The organism is Pseudomonas sp. NyZ201, from assembly GCF_049860765.1.
Classification (GTDB): Bacteria; Pseudomonadota; Gammaproteobacteria; order Pseudomonadales; family Pseudomonadaceae; genus Aquipseudomonas; species Aquipseudomonas bharatica.
The window spans coordinates 5,795,957-5,814,321 of the sequence record NZ_CP187557.1; the positions used below are offsets into that span (position 1 = coordinate 5,795,957).

18 protein-coding genes are annotated in these 18,365 nt (G+C 64.0%); 5 read left to right on the plus strand and 13 right to left on the minus strand.

The annotated features are described in order from the left end of the window. Positions 1–30: 30 nt before the first annotated feature. From hflC to ACPFMA_RS26125, 9 genes are all read right to left on the minus strand, one after another. Positions 31–900 carry a protease modulator HflC gene (hflC, locus tag ACPFMA_RS26085; RefSeq protein ID WP_009399552.1) on the minus strand — a complete coding sequence of 290 codons (870 nt, stop codon included), beginning with the start codon at positions 898–900 and terminating at the stop codon, positions 31–33. After that, entirely contained in the window at positions 900–2,075 is a 1,176-nt protein-coding gene (gene hflK / locus ACPFMA_RS26090) for an FtsH protease activity modulator HflK (protein ID WP_064301519.1), read from the minus strand. The genes hflC and hflK overlap by 1 nt, the downstream gene beginning before the upstream one ends. Before the next feature lie 97 nt (positions 2,076–2,172). Then, positions 2,173–3,474, minus strand: coding sequence for a ribosome rescue GTPase HflX (gene hflX / locus ACPFMA_RS26095; RefSeq protein ID WP_064301518.1), 1,302 nt, complete (start codon positions 3,472–3,474; stop codon positions 2,173–2,175). A 12-nt stretch (positions 3,475–3,486) separates the two neighbouring features. Next, a complete protein-coding gene (gene hfq, locus ACPFMA_RS26100) occupies positions 3,487–3,747 on the minus strand; it encodes an RNA chaperone Hfq (protein WP_009399549.1) in 261 nt (86 codons plus the stop codon). Between the two features lie 94 nt (positions 3,748–3,841). Then, positions 3,842–4,816 carry a tRNA (adenosine(37)-N6)-dimethylallyltransferase MiaA gene (gene miaA, locus ACPFMA_RS26105; RefSeq protein ID WP_064301517.1) on the minus strand — a complete coding sequence of 325 codons (975 nt, stop codon included), beginning with the start codon at positions 4,814–4,816 and terminating at the stop codon, positions 3,842–3,844. Positions 4,817–4,820: 4 nt separating this feature from the next. After that, the gene (gene mutL, locus ACPFMA_RS26110; protein WP_425929135.1) at positions 4,821–6,704 is read right to left on the minus strand and encodes a DNA mismatch repair endonuclease MutL; all 1,884 of its coding nucleotides are present in this window, start codon (positions 6,702–6,704) and stop codon (positions 4,821–4,823) included. After that, entirely contained in the window at positions 6,701–8,146 is a 1,446-nt protein-coding gene (locus ACPFMA_RS26115) for an N-acetylmuramoyl-L-alanine amidase (RefSeq protein ID WP_279896555.1), read from the minus strand. Before ACPFMA_RS26115 ends, mutL begins: the two co-directional genes overlap by 4 nt. Before the next feature lie 2 nt (positions 8,147–8,148). Beyond that, complete coding sequence (gene tsaE, locus ACPFMA_RS26120; protein ID WP_064301515.1) at positions 8,149–8,619, minus strand: tRNA (adenosine(37)-N6)-threonylcarbamoyltransferase complex ATPase subunit type 1 TsaE; 471 nt, start codon at positions 8,617–8,619, stop codon at positions 8,149–8,151. Continuing rightward, complete coding sequence (locus tag ACPFMA_RS26125; RefSeq protein WP_425929138.1) at positions 8,607–9,467, minus strand: NAD(P)H-hydrate dehydratase; 861 nt, start codon at positions 9,465–9,467, stop codon at positions 8,607–8,609. Before ACPFMA_RS26125 ends, tsaE begins: the two co-directional genes overlap by 13 nt. Positions 9,468–9,531: 64 nt before the next feature. Here ACPFMA_RS26125 and queG point away from each other — a divergent pair, with 64 nt between their 5' ends. Beyond that, a complete protein-coding gene (gene queG / locus ACPFMA_RS26130; RefSeq protein WP_064301513.1) occupies positions 9,532–10,611 on the plus strand; it encodes a tRNA epoxyqueuosine(34) reductase QueG in 1,080 nt (359 codons plus the stop codon). On the opposite strand, the gene ACPFMA_RS26135 is transcribed toward queG, so the two are convergent. Together ACPFMA_RS26135 and orn are read right to left on the minus strand one after the other, a co-directional pair. Next, complete coding sequence (locus ACPFMA_RS26135) at positions 10,593–11,204, minus strand: trimeric intracellular cation channel family protein (protein WP_009399542.1); 612 nt, start codon at positions 11,202–11,204, stop codon at positions 10,593–10,595. The two genes, queG and ACPFMA_RS26135, sit on opposite strands and share 19 nt — an antisense overlap. Before the next feature lie 196 nt (positions 11,205–11,400). Next, a complete protein-coding gene (gene orn / locus ACPFMA_RS26140; RefSeq protein WP_420058930.1) occupies positions 11,401–11,943 on the minus strand; it encodes an oligoribonuclease in 543 nt (180 codons plus the stop codon). 96 nt (positions 11,944–12,039) lie between these two features. On the opposite strand from orn, the gene rsgA reads away from it, so the two are divergent. Next, positions 12,040–13,071, plus strand: a complete 1,032-nt coding sequence (gene rsgA / locus ACPFMA_RS26145) for a small ribosomal subunit biogenesis GTPase RsgA (RefSeq protein ID WP_420058929.1) — start codon at positions 12,040–12,042, stop codon at positions 13,069–13,071. Positions 13,072–13,210: 139 nt separating this feature from the next. Then, positions 13,211–13,681: a TIR domain-containing protein gene (locus tag ACPFMA_RS26150; protein WP_009399539.1), complete on the plus strand. Its 471-nt coding sequence runs from the start codon at positions 13,211–13,213 to the stop codon at positions 13,679–13,681. A 280-nt stretch (positions 13,682–13,961) separates the two neighbouring features. Here ACPFMA_RS26150 and motB read toward each other — a convergent pair whose 3' ends face one another. Together motB and motA are read right to left on the minus strand one after the other, a co-directional pair. Beyond that, complete coding sequence (gene motB, locus ACPFMA_RS26155; protein ID WP_420058927.1) at positions 13,962–14,981, minus strand: flagellar motor protein MotB; 1,020 nt, start codon at positions 14,979–14,981, stop codon at positions 13,962–13,964. Positions 14,982–14,984: 3 nt separating this feature from the next. Continuing rightward, on the minus strand, positions 14,985–15,836 hold the full coding sequence (gene motA, locus ACPFMA_RS26160) for a flagellar motor stator protein MotA (RefSeq protein WP_009399537.1): 852 nt from the start codon (positions 15,834–15,836) through the stop codon (positions 14,985–14,987). A gap of 131 nt (positions 15,837–15,967) precedes the next feature. Here motA and ACPFMA_RS26165 point away from each other — a divergent pair, with 131 nt between their 5' ends. Continuing rightward, positions 15,968–17,506 carry an HDOD domain-containing protein gene (locus tag ACPFMA_RS26165; protein ID WP_420058926.1) on the plus strand — a complete coding sequence of 513 codons (1,539 nt, stop codon included), beginning with the start codon at positions 15,968–15,970 and terminating at the stop codon, positions 17,504–17,506. A gap of 46 nt (positions 17,507–17,552) precedes the next feature. After that, entirely contained in the window at positions 17,553–18,362 is an 810-nt protein-coding gene (locus tag ACPFMA_RS26170) for a rhodanese-like domain-containing protein (RefSeq protein ID WP_064301509.1), read from the plus strand. Positions 18,363–18,365: the final 3 nt, after the last annotated feature.

Genomic DNA, 18,365 nt, shown 5'->3' on the forward strand with positions numbered 1-18,365 from the left:
GCATTAGCCGCCCAGCGGGGTGATTCGACTTCAAGGTTTCGCTTTGTTCATGAAGCGGAAGAACTCGCTGCTCGGGTCGAGGACCAGAACATCGTCCTTGCTGCTGAAGCTCTCGCGGTAGGCATTCAGGCTACGGTAGAACGCGTAGAACTCCTGGTCCTGGCCGTAGGCCTTGGCGTAGATCGCCGCCGCCTGGGCATCACCGTCACCGCGGGTCTCTTCCGACTCGCGATAGGCTTCCGCCAGCAGTACCCGGCGCTGACGATCGGCGTCGGCACGGATGCCTTCGGCCAGCTCGTTACCCTTGGCGCGGTGCTCGCGGGCTTCACGCTCACGCTCGGTGCTCATCCGCTCGAACACGCTGCGGTTCACTTCCTTCGGCAGGTCGATGGCCTTGACGCGAACGTCCACCACCTCGATGCCCAGCTCCTTCTCCGCCATGCGGTTCAGGGAAGCGGTGATATCGGCCATCAGCGCATCGCGCTCACCGGAAACCACTTCATGCAGGGTGCGCTTGCCGAACTGGTCGCGCAGGCCGCTTTCCAGACGACGGGACAGGCGCTCGTCGGCGATCTGCTTCATGCCGGAGGTCGCGGTGTAGAAGCGCTCGGCGTCCTTGACCCGCCATTTGGCGTAGGCATCGACCATCACCGCTTTCTTCTCCAGGGTCAGGAACCGCTGGGTCGGAGCGTCGAGGGTCATCAGGCGGGCGTCGAACTTGCGCACCTGGTTGACGTACGGGATCTTCAGTTGCAGGCCGGGCTGGACATCCGCCTGGACCACCTTGCCGAAGCGCAGGAGCACCGCGCGTTCGGTCTGGGCCACGATGTAGAAGCTGTTCCAGGCCACGATGGCCAGGACCACGCCGACAATCAGGGCGATCAGCGATTTATTGCTCATCAGCGGCTCTCCCTGGTGCGCACTTGCTGTTGCTGTTGCAGGTCCACGGCACGGGCGGCGTCGTTGACCGAAGTCGCAGGCGCGCTGTTTACCGGTGCACTGGCACTGCGGCTACCACCGACCATCTTGTCCAGCGGCAGGTAGAGCAGGTTGTTCTGCCCGTCCTTGCCGGTGACGAGCACCTTGCTGGTGTTGCTGTAGACCTCTTGCATGGTCTCCAGGTACAGACGCTCGCGGGTGACCTCCGGTGCCTTGCGGTACTCGGCGACCAGCTTGGTGAAGCGGTCGGCCTCACCCTTGGCACGGGAGATGACTTCATCGCGGTAGCCGTTGGCATCCTCGATGATGCGCTGTGCCTGACCACGGGCTTCCGGCACCACGCCGTTGGCGTAGGATTCGGCCTGGTTGCGGGCACGCTGCTCGTCTTCACGGGCACGGATCACGTCGTCGAAGGCTTCCTGTACTTCACGCGGTGCTGCCGCGCTCTGCACGTTGACCTGGGTGACGGTGATGCCGGTACGGTAGGTGTCGAGGAAGCGTTGCAGACGCTCCTTGATCTCCACGGCCATCTGCTCGCGGCCTTCGGTCAGCACCTTGTCCATCGCGGTCGAGCCGACCACGTGGCGCAGGGCGCTGTCGGTCGCGTGCTGCAGGCTGACTTCAGGCTGGTCGACGTTCAGGACGAAGTCCTGCAGGTTGCTGATCTTGTACTGCACGGTCAGCGGCACCTCGACGATGTTCTCGTCCTCGGTCAGCATCTGGCCCTGCTTGGTGTACGCACGCTCGCGCGTGACGTTTTCCATGTACTTGCGGTCCATCGGCGGGAAGTAGATGTTCAGGCCCGGCCCTACGGTCTCGTAGTACTTGCCGAAGCGCAGCACCACGGCCTGCTCCTGCTCGTCCACGACGTAGACCGCGCTGTACAGCCAGATGGCCGCCAGTACGGCAAGGCCGACGCCGAGCAGGCCGAAGCCGCCACCTTTGGGAAGGCTGTCGCCACCACCACGTTTCTTGCCGCTGCCAAACATGCCGTTCAGGCTGTCCTGCAGCTTGCGGAAGGCCTCGTCGAGATCCGGAGGGCCTTTCTTGTCGCCGCCGCCGCCACCACTACCGCCGCGACGCCCACCCCAGGGATCCTGATTGTTCGAGTTGCCACCCGGCTCATTCCAAGCCATAGCGCTCTCCATCTGATAAAGCAAAGACGCGCCAAACGGCGCGCCGTCCAATGCTACAGAATGCCTGTGACGGCTGCCTGACCGCGTCGCCAGGCATTTATTGCAAAGTATGTTGTTCGATGAACTCGACCGGCTCCAGCCCTTCGCGCGCCACCAGGCGGTTGAAGTCGGCCCGCGGCAAACGCACGGCCAACAGGCTGCTGCCCTCCTCGTCGTGTTCTTCGTTCTGCACGGCCCCCGCCGCAAAGAATTGCGCACGCAAACGCGCGTAGCGCTGTTCCAGGCGAAGGGTGCCGATGAACAGGTCATCCCCCAGCAATTCGGCAATCGCCTGCCCCACCAACTCCAGACCGCGACCCTCGCGGGCCGAGACCCACACCCTTTCAGGCTTGCCGTCGGCATTGCGCTGGATATGTGGCTCAATGCCTTCAAGCAGGTCGAGTTTGTTATACACCTCGAGGATCGGCAAGCCTTCGGCACCGATCTCGCCGAGCACCGCCATCACCTGCTCGATCTGCGCCATGCGTTCGGGCTCGTGGGCATCGATCACATGCAGCAGCAGGTCGGAGTTGCTCGACTCTTCGAGCGTAGCCCGAAAAGCCTCGACCAGCTTGTGCGGCAGGTGACGAATGAAGCCCACGGTGTCCGCCAGCACGATCGGCCCGATGTCGCCCAGTTCGAGACGGCGCAAGGTCGGGTCGAGGGTGGCGAAGAGCTGGTCGGCGGCGTAGACCTCGGACGAGGTCAGGGCATTGAACAGGGTCGATTTGCCGGCGTTGGTATAGCCCACCAGTGAAACCGAAGGTACGTCGGCCCGCTTGCGCCCGCGCCGCGCCTGTTCACGCTGGCTGCGCACCTTCTCCAGGCGCGCCTTGATCTGGCGCAGGCGCACCCGCAGCAGGCGGCGGTCGGTTTCCAGCTGGGTTTCACCCGGACCGCGCAGACCGATACCGCCTTTCTGCCGTTCAAGGTGGGTCCAGCCGCGAACCAGGCGCGTGCTCATGTGTTCGAGCTGCGCCAGCTCGACCTGCAGCTTGCCTTCGTGGGTACGGGCGCGCTGGGCGAAGATGTCGAGGATCAGCCCGGTACGGTCCAGCACGCGACACTCGAAGACACGCTCGAGGTTACGTTCCTGGCTGGGCGTAAGGGTGTGGTTGAAGATGACCAGGTCGGCCTCTTCGGCCTTGACCAGGTCGCGCAGTTCCTCGACCTTGCCGCTGCCGATCAGGAACTTGGCAGTTGGCTGGTGTCGCGCCACATTGGCAAGCGCAACGATATCGGCGCCGGCCGACAAGGCCAGCTCCTGGAACTCCTGCGGGTCTTCGCGCGCCTCAGGGCTCTGACCTTCCAGATGAACGAGAACGGCCCGTTCACCACCACCGTGGCGCTCAAAGAACAAAGCAGGCTCCTATCAGGCGTTACCTGGCTCAGCGTCGCCGTGATCGGCATCAGCTGCGCTAGGCAGACGAATCGGACGGACCGGAACGACGGTCGAGATTGCGTGTTTGTACACCATCTGGCTGACGGTGTTCTTCAGCAGGATAACGAATTGGTCGAAGGACTCGATGGTGCCTTGCAGCTTGATGCCGTTGACCAGATAGATCGAAACCCCGACTTTTTCCTTTCTCAAAGTATTCAAGTAAGGGTCTTGTAGCGAATGCCCTTTTGACATATGCCGCACTCCTGTAAGGATCAATAGTAAAAAAACAAGAAAACTGATGGCTCAAGCCGCCCCACCCCCAAGGATAGACGGCAATTTGCGGGATTCAGCCCAATATGGAGGCGCTCCCGAGGTATTTCAAGGTGCGAGACAGATTGTCGCAAGCCAGGCTGTCCAACCAATGAAGGCCGGCCCAACTGCGCAACCAGGTAAATTGCCGCTTCGCCAACTGGCGGGTGGCAATGATGCCGCGCTCCTGCATTTCAACTGAAGTCAGCTTGCCATCAAGGTGATCCCAGACCTGGCGATAACCAACTGCCCGTATAGACGGCAGTCCCGCGTGCAAGTCACTTCTCGCACGCAGCAATCGGACCTCGTCAATGAAGCCCTGTTCCAGCATTTGCGTGAATCTTGCTGCAATTCGCTCATGCAGAACCTGTCGGTCCTGCGGGGCGATGGCCAGGCTGGCGACAGTATAGGGCAATTGCCCCTGCCCAGAAGGGTCAGTGCTATTACTTTGCTCAGCTTGACGCAAACGATGTGACGTCATCGTTGAACCGCTCACCCGATACACTTCGAGCGCACGGATCAGGCGCTGCGGATCATTCGGATGGATACGCGCCGCCGAGACCGGATCGACCGCTGCGAGTTCGTCATGCAGTGCCTGCCAGCCCTGCCGCTGCGCCTGGGCTTCCAGGTCGGCGCGCACCTGCGGGTCGGCCGCCGGCATATCCGCCAGGCCTTCCAGCAGGGCCTTGTAATAAAGCATGGTGCCGCCCACCAGCAACGGAATCTTGCCCCTCGCGGTGATATCGGCCATGGCGTCGAGGGCATCGCGGCGGAAATCCGCAGCGGAATAGCTTTCTGCCGGGTCGAGGATGTCGATCAGACGATGGGGATGGGCCGCGAGGATGTCCTTCGACGGCTTGGCCGTGCCGATATCCATGCCGCGATAGATCAACGCCGAGTCGACGCTGATCAGCTCGCAGGGCAGCACCTTGGTCAGTTCGATGGCCAGGTCGGTCTTGCCCGCCGCGGTCGGGCCCATCAGGAATATCGCAGGAGGTTTCGACAACGCCATTCTTTCAACGACCGCGCAGGAACAGTTTGTCGAGGTCGTCCAGGCCCATCTGGGTCCAGGTCGGGCGACCATGGTTGCATTGGCCGCTGCGCTCGGTGTTTTCCATGTCGCGCAACAGGCCATTCATTTCCGGGATGGCCAGGCGCCGGTTGGCCCGCACCGCGCCGTGGCAGGCCATGGTGCCAAGCAACTCGTTCAGGTGCGCCTGGATCCGGTCGCTGGTGCCATATTCCATCAGGTCGGCGAGAACGTCCTGCACCAGGCGATTGGCCTCGGCCTGCTTGAGCAGCGCCGGAATCTGCCGGATCGCCAGGCTTTCCGGGCCCAGGCGCTGCAATTCGAAGCCCAGGCGCTGGAACCACTGGGCATGCTCTTCCGCGCAATCCGCCTCGCGCTGGCTCAGGGCCAGGGACTCCGGCACCAGCAGCGGCTGGCCGCTCAGGCCTTCGCTGGCCATGGCGATCTTCAGGCGCTCGTACATGATCCGCTCATGGGCCGCGTGCATGTCCACCAGCACCAGGCCATGGGCGTTCTCGGCCAGGATATAGATGCCTTTCAGTTGCGCCAGGGCGTAGCCCAGCGGGGGAATGTCGCGCTCGCTCTCCGGCAGCGGCGCCGGCTGCGCATTGGCCAACGGCGAATAGAACTCGCGATAGACCTCGCGCGCCTCCTCGACCGGCACGCTGGCAGTCGGTCGCGGCGTGTAGTTGTATTGGTAACCGCTGCCGGCAGGGCTCGCCGAGGGCGCCGCGAGCGGCTGCTCCAGCACGGCAGCGGAAAGCCGCATCTCGCCCTGCGGCCCGAACTCCCCGGCCTGCAAGCCGGTAGCCCGGATGATTTCCTCGGTCGCCGCCGGTGCGGCCACCTGGTCGTCCGGCCGCACATCGGCCAGTGCCCGGTGCAGCGTGCCGTAGAGGAAGTCATGGACCATGCGCCCATCGCGGAAGCGCACCTCATGCTTGGTCGGATGAACGTTGACATCGACGCCGGTCGGATCGAGTTCGAGGAACAGCACGAAGGTCGGGTGCCGACCATTGAACAGCACATCGCGGTACGCCTGGCGCACTGCGTGGGCGACCAGCTTGTCGCGTACCGCGCGGCCGTTCACGAAGAAATATTGCAGGTCCGCCTGGCTGCGCGAAAAGGTCGGCAACCCGACCCAGCCCCACAGGCGCAGGCCATTGCGTTCGATTTCGATCGGCAGCGCCTGCTCAAGAAAACCCGGCCCGCAGATCGCCCCGACACGCCGCGCCCGGGACAGCTCGTCCGGCGCCTCGTGCAGGCTGAGAATGCTCTTGCCGTTATGACGCAGGTGGAACCCGACATCGAAACGCGCCAGCGCCAGGCGTCGGATCACTTCCTGGAGATGGTCGAATTCGGTCTTCTCGGTCTTGAGGAACTTGCGTCGCGCCGGTGTATTGAAGAACAGGTCACGCACTTCCACCGACGTGCCTACCGGATGGGCCGCAGGCTGCACCCGGGGCGCCATGTCGCAGCCTTCGGTTTCCACCTGCCAGGCCTGCTGGGCGTCGCGGGTGCGCGACGTCAGGGTCAGGCGCGCCACGGAACTGATCGACGCCAGGGCCTCGCCACGGAAGCCAAGGCTCATTACCCGCTCCAGGTCCTCGAGATCACGGATCTTGCTGGTGGCGTGACGCGCCAGTGCCAGCGGCAGGTCGTCGGAGGCGATACCGCTGCCGTCGTCGCGTACCTTGAGCAGCTTGACGCCGCCCTGCTCCACCTCGACATCGATGCGCCGGGCGCCGGAGTCGAGGCTGTTTTCCAGCAGTTCCTTGATCACCGAAGCCGGCCGCTCGACCACCTCGCCTGCGGCGATCTGGTTGGCAAGGCGCGGGCTGAGCAGTTCTATTCGCGAAGCGGAACTCATGGCTGGCCCGCCAGGGTAGTGGCGGGAATGTCGAGGTTCTGGCCGACCTTCAGCTCATCGCTCTTGAGGCTGTTGCTGCTGCGCAGGCTGGCGACGCTGACCTGGTAGCGCACGGCGATCATCGCCAGGGTCTCGCCCGGACGTACCGTGTGCTCGCGCGGGCCCTGGGCGATCTTGCCGTTGTCACGCAACCAGGCGATGTAGGTGCCTGGCGGCGGGTTCTGCTGGAAGAACTGCTTCACACCGCTGTGGATCGAGCGCGCCAGCGACTGCTGGTGGCTCGGCGTGGCCAGCTTGGCTGCTTCGGCGGCGTTGGAAATGAAGCCGGTTTCCACCAGGATCGACGGGATATCCGGCGACTTCAGCACCATGAATCCGGCCTGCTCGACCCGGCGCTTGTGCAGCGAGGTCACCCGGCCGATATTGCCCAGCACCTTCTGCCCCACGTTCAGGCTGGAGCTGAGGGACGCGGTCATCGACAGGTCGAGAAGCACGCCTGCGAGCATACGGTCCTTGTCGTCAAGGCTGACGTTGCCGGCACCACCGATCAGGTCGGAGCGGTTCTCGCTGTCCGCCAGCCAGCGCGCGGTCTCGGACGTTGCGCCGCGATCGGACAGGGCGAATACCGACGCACCGAAGGCGGCCTTGGACGGTGCCGCATCGGCATGGATCGAGATGAACAGGTCGGCGCCCTTCTTGCGGGCGATCTCGGTGCGCTTGCGCAACGGGATGAAGTAGTCGCCGGTGCGGGTCAGTTCGGCGCGGAAGCCCTTTTCGGTATTGATCTGGCGCTGCAGTTCCTTGGCGATCTGCAGCACGATGTCTTTTTCGTGCTGGCCGCGGGAGCCCGAGGCACCCGGGTCTTCACCACCGTGACCGGCGTCGATGGCGATGACGATATCGCGCTTGCCGTTCGGCACGGGCGGCAGCTTGATCGCAGGCTGCGCCGGGGTGACCGGCACCGCAGGCGGCGTGGCGGCCGTGGCCGCCGGGGTCGGCGGCGTTGCCGGCGCCGACGCGGCGATGGCGTCGGCTTCCTGGTCGTACAGGTCGACCACCAGGCGGTTGCCATACTGCGCATTGGGAGCGAGCGTGAAGCTTTTCGGGGTGACCGCCTTGTTCAGGTCGATGACCACGCGCAGGTCGGTAGGCGTGCGCTGGGCCGAACGAACGGAGGTGATCGGGGTATTGGAAGTGGATGCGGTCAGCGGCGCGGCCAGGGTGGCGCCATTGATATCGATGACCAGGCGATCCGGCGCGGTCAGGGTGAAGACGCTGTGTTCCACCGGACCGGACAGGTCGAAGACCAGCCGGGTGTTATCCGGCGCCCGCCACAGACGCATGCTCTTGACCTGCGAGGCCGCGAACGCCTCGGCGGTCACTGCCGTAAGCAGCAGTCCTACGACGGCAACCAGTGCGCGAAAGCGCATACCTTTCCCCATTTCTATTTGAATTCCACGGCCAGAGCGGCACACCAGGCTTCACCGCGAGCACCTTGCGGCGACAGGCTCAAGCACCGGCCGCCCGCCTGGGGGCTTATGGTAATGGTCAGGTCCGGCTTTGGCAAAATGCCCTCACCCTTGCCAGGCCACTCGAACAGGCACAGCGCGTCGCCCTCGAAATAGTCGCGAATCCCCATGAATTCCAGCTCTTCCGGATCGACCAGACGATAAAGGTCGAAGTGAAAAGCTCGGACTTCGCCAATCTCGTAGGGTTCCACAACTGTAAATGTAGGACTTTTCACCGCGCCGGTATGTCCGAGGCCGCGAATGATGCCCCGGGACAGCGTGGTCTTGCCTGCGCCGAGGTCCCCTTCGAGAAAGATCACGCCATGACCTTGGGTCACCTGGGCGATACGCGCGCCGAAGTCGACCATGGCCTGCTCATCGGCCAGAAAAAGGGTTATGCCTGACACGCTGAATGCTCCTCCAACAACTGACGAATAGATGGCACCAGGTCGTGGGCCGCCAGCCCGCGCCCCTGGTCGCCAAGGCGCTCCCCGGCGCAAGCGTGCAACCAGACACCGAGGCAGGCGGCATCCCAGGCGCTCATGTCCTGGGCCAGCAGGGCACCGAGCACACCGCTCAGCACATCGCCCAGCCCCGCCCCTGCCATTGCCGGATGCCCGCGCTTGCACACGGCCAATTGGCCGTGTGGCTCGGCGATCAGGGTGCCGGCGCCCTTGAGCACGCACACCGCCGCATATTTGCGCGCCAGCTTGCGCGCCGCGCCGGGGCGGTCGGCCTGCACCGCCTCGGTGGAAATGCCCAGCAGGCGCGCGGCCTCGCCGGGATGCGGCGTGATGATGCTTCCGCGGACCAGGGCCATCGGCGACGAGGCCAACAGGTTCAGGGCATCGGCATCCCAGATCTGCGGCAGGCGCGAACTGGCTGCTGCCGACAGCAGGCTCCGCCCCCAGGCCGCCTGGCCGAGCCCGGGGCCGACCACCAGTACCGAAGCGCGCTCGATCGGTGCCATCAGTTGGTTCGCGGAATGCACGCCCAGGCTCATGACTTCGGGCAAACGGGCCAGGGCTGCCGGCACGTGTTCAGGACGGCTGGCCACGGAAACCAGCCCGGCACCGCAGCGCAACGCCGCTTCGGCGCCCAGCAGCACGGCGCCACCGGTGCCACGATCACCGCCAATCAGCAGGACATGGCCGAACTGCCCCTTGTGGGCATTGAAAGGGCGCGCAGGCAGGCTCGCCAGGACGTCTCGCGTCAGTACAAGCGGCTCGTGCGGGGGGTGTTTGGTCTGAGGCATGCGTCGTAGGGCTCCGATGTCTGGCAGAATTATACGCACCTGTCCTTTTATTGCCCTATTTCGCATGTCTGTCTCTTCCCTCGACCTCCCCGCCCTCGCCCGTTCGATCAAGGATTGGGGGCGTGAACTGGGCTTCGCCCACGTCGGCATCGCCGGCGTGGACCTGGCCGAGCACGAACAGCACCTCGAGCGCTGGCTGGCGGCCGGTTATCACGGCGAAATGGACTACATGGGCGCACACGGCAGCAAGCGCTCCCATCCCGACGAACTGGTACCCGGCACCGTGCGGGTAGTCTCGCTACGCATGGACTACCTGCCCGGCGACACGCAGATGGCCCAGCGCCTGGCCCAGCCGGAACGGGCCTACATTTCCCGCTACGCCCTGGGCCGCGACTACCACAAGCTCGTGCGCAAGCGCGTGCAGCAACTGGCCGAGCGCATCCAGACGGCCATCGGCCCGTTCGGTTTCCGTGCCTTCGTCGACAGCGCGCCGGTACTGGAAAAGGCCATCGCCGAGCAGGCCGGCCTGGGCTGGATCGGCAAGAACACCCTGCTGCTCAACCGCAAGGCAGGCAGTTACTTCTTCCTCGCCGAGCTGTTCGTCGACCTCCCGCTGCCGGTGGACGAAGCCCAGGCCACCGAGCATTGCGGACGCTGCAGCGCCTGCCTGGACATCTGCCCGACCAACGCCTTCGTCGGCCCCTACGTGCTGGACGCGCGGCGCTGCATTTCCTACCTGACCATCGAGCTGAAAAACGCCATCCCCGAAGAACTGCGGTCGATGATCGGCAACCGTGTATTCGGTTGCGATGACTGCCAGATCGTCTGCCCCTGGAACCGCTTCGCCAAGGACACCGTGGAAAACGACTTCAAGCCGCGCCACGGCCTGGACAACGCCGGCCTGGCCGAGCTGTTCATGTGGGATGAGGAACGCTTCCTCGCCAGTACCGAGGGCTCGCCGCTCAGGCGCGCCGGCTACGAGCGCTGGCTACGCAACCTGGCGGTGGGCCTGGGCAATGCACCCTCGACCATACCGGTGCTGGAAGCCCTGAATGCACGCCGCGAGCATCCCTCGGAGCTGGTCCGCGAGCACGTGGAATGGGCGCTCAGGCAGCATGCCGAGCGTCAATGCTCGTCGTTGTAGTGGAACTTGGGCATTTCCCAGTGGAAGCGGATCGCCAGCAGGCGCAGGAGGAAGCCGCCGAAAAGGGTAATCAGGATCGATTGTTCGGCGGGCAGTTTCAGCCAGATGCAGCCCATGTAGCACCAGGCGGCAGCGAAGGAAACGCTGGCGTATAGCTCACGGCGGAACACCAGAGGGATGTCGTTGCAGAAAATGTCGCGCAGGATGCCGCCGAATACCCCGGTAACCACGCCACTGATGGACGCCACCAGCATGCCGTGCCCCAGTTCCAGGGCGGTCATGCAACCGATCAGGGTGAACGCCACCAGGCCCAGGGCGTCGAGTACCAGGAACAGCGAACGCAGATGGCGCATCAGCGGCGCGATGAAGATGGTCAGCAACGCGGCGACGCTGGTCAGCACCAGGTATTCCGGGTGCTTGACCCACGTCAACGGGTAGTGGCCCAGCAACACATCGCGAACCGAACCACCGCCCAGCGCGGTAACGCAGGCAATCAGCACCACCCCGAACCAGTCCATACCGCGGCGGCCGGCGGACAGCGCGCCGGTCATGGCTTCGGCGGTGATCGCAATGAGGTAGAGCATCAGCAGCATGGTGCGGGTCCTGGCAGAAAGGCGCGCAGTCTAACCAGTTGCTGCTGGCACCAAAAGGGGGCACAACTTTCGAAAGAGCCGCGATCCCTGTGGGAGCGGGCTCACCCGCGATTGCGGTGGTGAATTCAGCATCGCAATCGCGGGTGAACCCGCTCCCACAACGGATTGATGTTGCCCTGACAATTTGGGCAATTCCTCAGAACTTGATGAAGTGCTTGCGGTAGTGCTGCAGTTCCGCAATCGACTCGCGAATATCATCCAGCGCCAGGTGGGTGCTGCCCTTCTTGAAGCCGTCCTTCACTTCCGGCGCCCAGCGGCCAGCCAGTTCCTTCAGGGTCGAGACATCCAGGTTGCGGTAGTGGAAGTAGTTTTCCAGCGCGCGCATATGGCGATACAGGAAGCGCCGGTCCTGGCAGATGCTGTTGCCGCAGATCGGCGACTTGCCCTTCGGCACCCATTGTTCGAGGAAGGCGATGGTCCGGGCCTCGGCCTCGGCCATGTCGATCGTGCTTTCGCGCACGCGCTGGGTCAGGCCGGAAGCGCCGTGGGTCCGGGTGTTCCAGTCGTCCATGCGGGCCAGGACTTCGTCGCTGTGGTGAATGGCGATCACCGGGCCTTCGGCCAGGGTGTTGAGATCGCTGTCGGTGACAATGGTCGCCATCTCGATGATGACGTCATGATCAGGATCAAGACCGGTCATTTCCAGGTCGATCCAGATCAGGTTCTGTGGGTTTTGCATAAGTCGGGCTCCTCGGTAGCTGCGCAGTTTAGCCTAGTGGAGCGTGCTAAACTCGACGCCGTTTCAACATCCCCGCTTTAAATCGACGAGACCTTCATGGCCAAACGCCAGCTCAACCGTCGCCAGAATTGGCGCATCGAAAAAATCCAGGAAGAACGTGCCGCCCGCGCGGCCAAACGTGAGGAGCGCGCCCTGGAGGTGCTCGAAGGCGGGGATCTGGGGCCTGAACAGACGGGGCTGGTGATCGCCCACTTCGGTGTGCAGGTGGAGGTCGAGGCCGCCGACGGCGCGGAGGCCGGCCAGGTCTTTCGCTGCCATCTGCGCGCCAACCTGCCAGCGCTGGTGACCGGCGACCGCGTGGTCTGGCGCGCCGGCAACCAGGGTATCGGGGTGATCGTCGCGCAACTGCCGCGCAGCACCGAGCTGTGCCGCCCCGATAGCCGCGGCCAGCTCAAGCCGGTGGCGGCCAACGTCGATCTGATCGTTATCGTCTTCGCTCCGGCGCCGGAACCCCACGCCAACCTGATCGACCGCTACCTGGTCGCCGCCGAGCATGCCGGCATCAGGCCCCTGTTGCTGCTCAACAAGGCCGACCTGATCGATGAGCAGAATGCGCCGGCGCTCAACGCCCTGCTGGCCGTGTATCGCCAGTTGGGCTATCCGCTGCTGGAGGTTTCGGCCCATCACGGCAACGGCATGCAGCAGTTGCAGGCGATGCTCGATGGCCATATCAGCGTGTTCGTCGGCCAGTCAGGGGTCGGCAAGTCGTCCCTGGTCAACAGCTTGCTGCCGGACGTGCAGACCCGCGTGGGCGCGCTCTCGGAGTGGTCGGGCCAGGGCCAGCACACCACCACCACCGCGCGCCTGTACCACTTCCCCGGCGGTGGCGAGTTGATCGACTCCCCCGGCATCCGTGAATTCGGCCTGGTGCACGTCAGCCGTGACGATGTCGAAGCAGGCTTCATCGAGTTCGCCGACCTGCTTGGCACCTGCCGCTTCCGCGACTGCAAGCACGACCGCGAACCCGGCTGCGCCCTGCTCAAGGCCCTGGAAGACGGGCGCATCCAGCAGCAGCGAATGAACAGTTACCGCTCGATCATCGCCAGCCTGCCCCAGGACACGTACTGATCGAACAAACGGCTTGTAGGCTTGATCCGTAGGACCGTTCATACGGAAACGTAGGACGGTTCTTTGTTTCAAGCCGTCTATTGCCGGGCTGAATGAATTCACTGATCGTCGCCGCTTTCACCAGAAAGGACGCCTCGTGATGCCTGTATTCATCAGCTACCGCCACCCGGATCGCCTCGACGCGTTCGTGATCAACGAACGGCTCAAGCTCGAAGGCATCAACACCTGCCTTGAATTGTTCGACCCACAAGCCCGGCAGACCACCGATGACATCTGCACCCTGTTCAACACCAACATCAATGCCTGCACCCATATGATCACGGTCCTCGGCCAGGGCGGTACGGATGAGTGGTGGATCCCGTTCAGCCTCGGCAGCGCCACCCAGTTGAACCGGCGGCTGGCCTTCTACCAATGCGAAGGCAGCCTGCCCGGCTACCTGGAACGCTGGCCGATCCTGACGCGGCGCGAGCATATCGACCTATTCGTCAGCGCCTACCACGACGAGCAGACGTTCCGCCGGGCCATCAGCAAGGATGCGGCCGAGACCAATCGCAACAATGCCGAGTTTTTCCATACCGACCTCAAGGCCCGCCTGCGCCGCGGTTTCTAAGGCAAACCGTGGCCGCTGCAAGAATTGGGCAACGATGGTGTATGGCACGCGGAACCTGTGGAGCCGGCGTTGCCGGCGATGAGGCCGGCACAGGCGATGACGTTGCCTGGACGGACCAATCGCTGGCAACGCCAGCTCCCACAAGGTCAGTGTCCAACACAAAATCTGCGGCTGGCTCGGAACCTGTGGGAGCTGGCTTGCCAGCGATGAGGCCATCAGCCACTGCACCATGGAAAAGCCCGCCGGGATCGCTCCGGGCGGGCTTTTCTTTACGGCGCGCTTACTGCTGCTTGCCGGGCTCATCCATCTTCAAGGTACCGTCCTCGAAAATGTTCAGCTTCTGCCGCAATTCCTGTGGCTGCATCGGTTCCGGTTCAGCTGGCGCAGCAGCGCCCGGCGCCGCCGGCGTACCGTCCGGATTGGTCGCGGGGGCCTGCTGGCCGTCGGGCGCCGACTGCTCGCCCTCGATGGCGCGCTGGGCCTTCTTGGTCAGCACGACAATATCGATACGGCGGTTCACCGGGTTCAGCGGATGCTCGCGGTCGAACAGCGAGGACGAGGCATACCCCACCACCCGCGCCACCTGGCCGTCCGGGTAACCACCGGCGACCAGTGCGCGGCGGGCGGCATTGGCGCGGTTGGCCGAGAGTTCCCAGTTGCCGAACTCGCCGCTGCCGGAATAGGGCTTGGCATCGGTGTGGCCGCTGACACTGATCTTGTTCGGCACTGTCTTGATGGTGTCGGCCATGGCCAGCAGGATGTCCTCGAAATACGGTTTCAGCCGCGCACTGCCCAGGTCGAACATCGGCCGGTTCTCGGCATCGACGATCTGGATGCGCAAGCCGTCCTGGGTAATCTCGAAGAGAATCTGGTCCTTGAACTTCTGCAGCTCCGGGCTTTGCTCGACCTTGTTCTGCAGCTCCTGCAGGACCAGTTCGAGACGCTCGCGCTCCACCTGCTCGGCGAGGGTCTCGGCCTGTTCGGGGCTGACGATGCTGCTTTCAGGCGTCGTCTCGGCCTTTTGTTCCGGGTTGATGGTCTTTTCCGGGGCCAGCTCGGGCGAGCCGCCCAGGTCGATGATGTACGGCGTACCGCTCTCGGAGAACCCGATCGGATCCTTGAAGTAGCCGGCGATGGCTATCTTCTGTTCCGGCGTGGCCGTGGACAGCAGCCAGAGCACCAGGAAGAACGCCATCATCGCCGTGGCGAAGTCGGCGAAGGCGATCTTCCACGCACCGCCGTGATGGCCGCCGCCGAAGCGCTTGACGCGCTTGATGATAATCGGCTGATTATTTTCCATGGATCAACGACCGCGGACCGCTTGTTCCAGCTCGACGAAGCTCGGGCGGTGCTTCGGATAGAGCACCTTGCGTCCGAACTCCACCGCCAGCGAAGGCGGCATGCCCGAGGCCGAAGCCACCAGGGAAGCCTTGATCGCTTCGTAGGTGTTCAACTCTTCCTTGGCATCGTGGGCCAGGGAGTTGGCCAGCGGGCCGAAGAAGCCGTAGGCCGCGAGAATACCGAAGAAGGTACCGACCAGCGCCGCACCTACGTGCAGGCCGATGGATTTCTGGTCGCCGTCACCAAGGGACGCCATGGTCACCACGATACCCAGTACCGCCGCCACGATACCGAAGCCGGGCATGCCGTCGGCGATGCCGGTCACGGCATGGGACGGGTGCTCCAGTTCTTCCTTCAGGCTCAGCAGTTCCATGTCGAACAGGCCTTCCAGCTCATGGGGTGCCATGTTGCCGGTGGACATGATGCGCAGGTAATCGCAGATGAACGCGGTCATGCGTTCGTCCTTCAGCACCGCCGGGTACTTGGCGAAGATCGGGCTGGCCGCGGCGTCCTCGATGTCGCCCTCGATCGCCATCATGCCTTCGCGACGGCTCTTGTTGAGGATCTCGTAGACCAGGCCGAGCACTTCTATATAGAAGGCGTGGGAAAAGCGGCTGCTGAACATGCTCAGCGACTTTTTCACCACGTGCATGGTCATATAGCCAGGGTTGGCCTGCAGGAACGCACCGAAAGCAGCACCGCCGATGATCAGCACCTCGAAGGGCTGGATCAGGGCTGCGATCTTGCCGTGGGAGAGCACATATCCGCCTAGCACGCTCGCGAATACGACAATGATGCCGATAATTTTAGCCATAGATAGAAAGCACTTACTGTCGGGGTCTTGGGTGAGGACGGAAGTTAGTAAATCTCTTCTTCTACTTATCGGCAGTTCTGCGCCAGACTATAGCCAGTCAAGGCGAAAAGCCAGCTTGGCCCACTTCCAGCATGCTTAGTGAAACCATCGTGCCAACTACGAATCCGAAGACCCTCGACGCCTGGATCAAACTACTGGACGGTACCCATCTACCGGTCCCTTTCCACAGCCATGACCGGGTGAAGAACGCCGTAGCGGACAGCCGCCGTTCGCTGCGCGATATTGCCGAAGTCATGCAGGATAGCCCGGCCCTGGTCCTTGGGGTGATGCGCGAAGCCAACCGGCACACCCACGCCACCATCGCCGAGCCGGCGGAGAACCTCGAGGTGGCCCTCAACCGCCTGGGCCTGGCCCGGGTCGATGCGTTGATGCAGCGCCTGACCGTCGCTCCCGTCGAGGAGATTCCCCTGGCCCTGCGCCAATTGCAGATGATCAGCCAGCACGCCAGCCAGCAGGCCAGCGGCCTGTTCGCCAGCCGTCTGGCGCGGCTCTGGCAGGACATCCACTGGGGCAGCCTGCTGTTTCTCTCGCCGTTGTGGCCACTGGCCCTGACCCACCCGCAGTTGCTGGAAGAATGGGAGGTGCGGGTGGTCCATCGCGGCGAGTCGGCGCCGAAAGTCGAACGCGAGCTGTTCGGCGTGCGCCTGCTCGGCCTGTGCCAGGCACTCGCCGAATTCTGGCGCCTGCCCACCTGGGTCACCCAGGGCTATCGCCTGTTGCAGCAAGAGCGCCGCTCGCTGGCCAGGGTCATGCACATCGCCCGGGATCATAAAAGCCCGCTGCGCCAGCAACAGAAACTGGACGCCGACCCGGAGCTGCGCCGCTGGCTGAACCATCCGGCCAATACGGTGATGCTGGCCAACGGCGTGGCACTGGCAGCCCAGCACGCCTGGACCGGCGTACATATCCAGCGCTGGCAGCAGTTGATCAGCCTGTACCTGCAAGCACCCGTGGAGGATGTCCAGGCGCAGAACCACCAGCAGGCCGCCGCCAGCGCGCGCAAGCACGCCCTGGAAGGGGTGTTCCATCCCGCGCAGATGCTGCTTTGGCCGGCCAATGTCCGCTACATACCCCGTGGCATGCAGCAGGCAGCGACCCCGGACACCAAGGCCCTCGGCGACTGGCGCAAATACTGCGCCGAGCTTTTGACCGAACCGAGCCCGTTTTCCAACGCCATGCACCTGACCGGCTACGCCCGCGAAGCCCTGCAGGCCTGCGGGATGAAGCGGGTGCTGCTGTTGATGAGCGACAAGACGCAAAGCTACCTGCGCGTCCATCAACTGGCCGGGCTGCCACAACAGGCGGCCAACCTGACCGTGGCGGTGGAACAGAGCAAATTGCTGCAACGCTTGCTGACCCGCTCGGCACAGTTGCGCCTGACGCCGCAGAACCATGCGCAATTCTCCGCGCTGCTTCCGGGCAGCCTGCGCGCGCTGTTCCGCGGCGAACACCTGTTGCTGCGTTCGCTGTCGAACAACGGCAGGGTCATCATGGTGCTGATAGCCGACCAGGGCGGCGGCCCGTTCTCGGAAGTCAGCGTCGAGGCCTTCGCCAAAACCGCGCAATGCCTGGAGCGCGCCCTCGCCACCTTCAGCAACCGCAGCGCCTGACCCTGCGCTACAATCGCCACCCTCTGTTCCGCTCTGGAGTTCCTGGATGACTGACTTTTCCGGCTTGCCCCTGGTGATCGAACCGGCAGACCTGCAGCCGCGCCTCGCTTCGCCGGAGTTGATCCTGGTCGACCTGACCAGCGCCAACCGCTACGGCAGCGGCCATCTTCCCGGTGCCCGTTTCGTCGATCCCAAGCGCACGCAATTGGGTCAGCCACCGGCACCCGGCCTGGCTCCGGCCAAGGCCGAGCTGGAAAAGCTCTTTGCCGAACTGGGCCATCGCGCCGACGCTACCTACGTGGTCTACGACGATGAAGGCGGCGGCTGGGCCGGGCGCTTCATCTGGCTGCTGGATGTGATCGGCCACAAGCGCTACCACTACCTCAATGGTGGCGTGCAGGCCTGGCCGGCCAATCTGCTCAGCACCGATGTTCCGGCCGCCGGCACCGCGCCCGTCAGCCTGGAACTGCACGACGAGCCCACCGCCACCCGCGAATACCTGCAAAGCCGACTGGGCGCCGCCGACCTGGCGATCTGGGACGCACGCAGCCCCGGCGAATACCGCGGCGAAAAAGTCCTCGCCGCCAAGGGCGGGCACATCCCCGGCGCGGTCAACTTCGAGTGGACCGCCGGCATGGACCTGAACGACGCCCTGCGCATCCGCAAGGACATGCCGCAGATCCTCGAACAGCTGGGTATCAGCAAGGACAAGGAAGTGGTCACCCACTGCCAGACTCACCACCGCTCGGGCTTCACCTACCTGGTGGCCAAGCACCTGGGCTACCCGAGGGTCAAGGCCTATGCCGGATCCTGGGGCGAATGGGGCAATCACCCGGACACGCCCGTCGAAGTTTAAGGA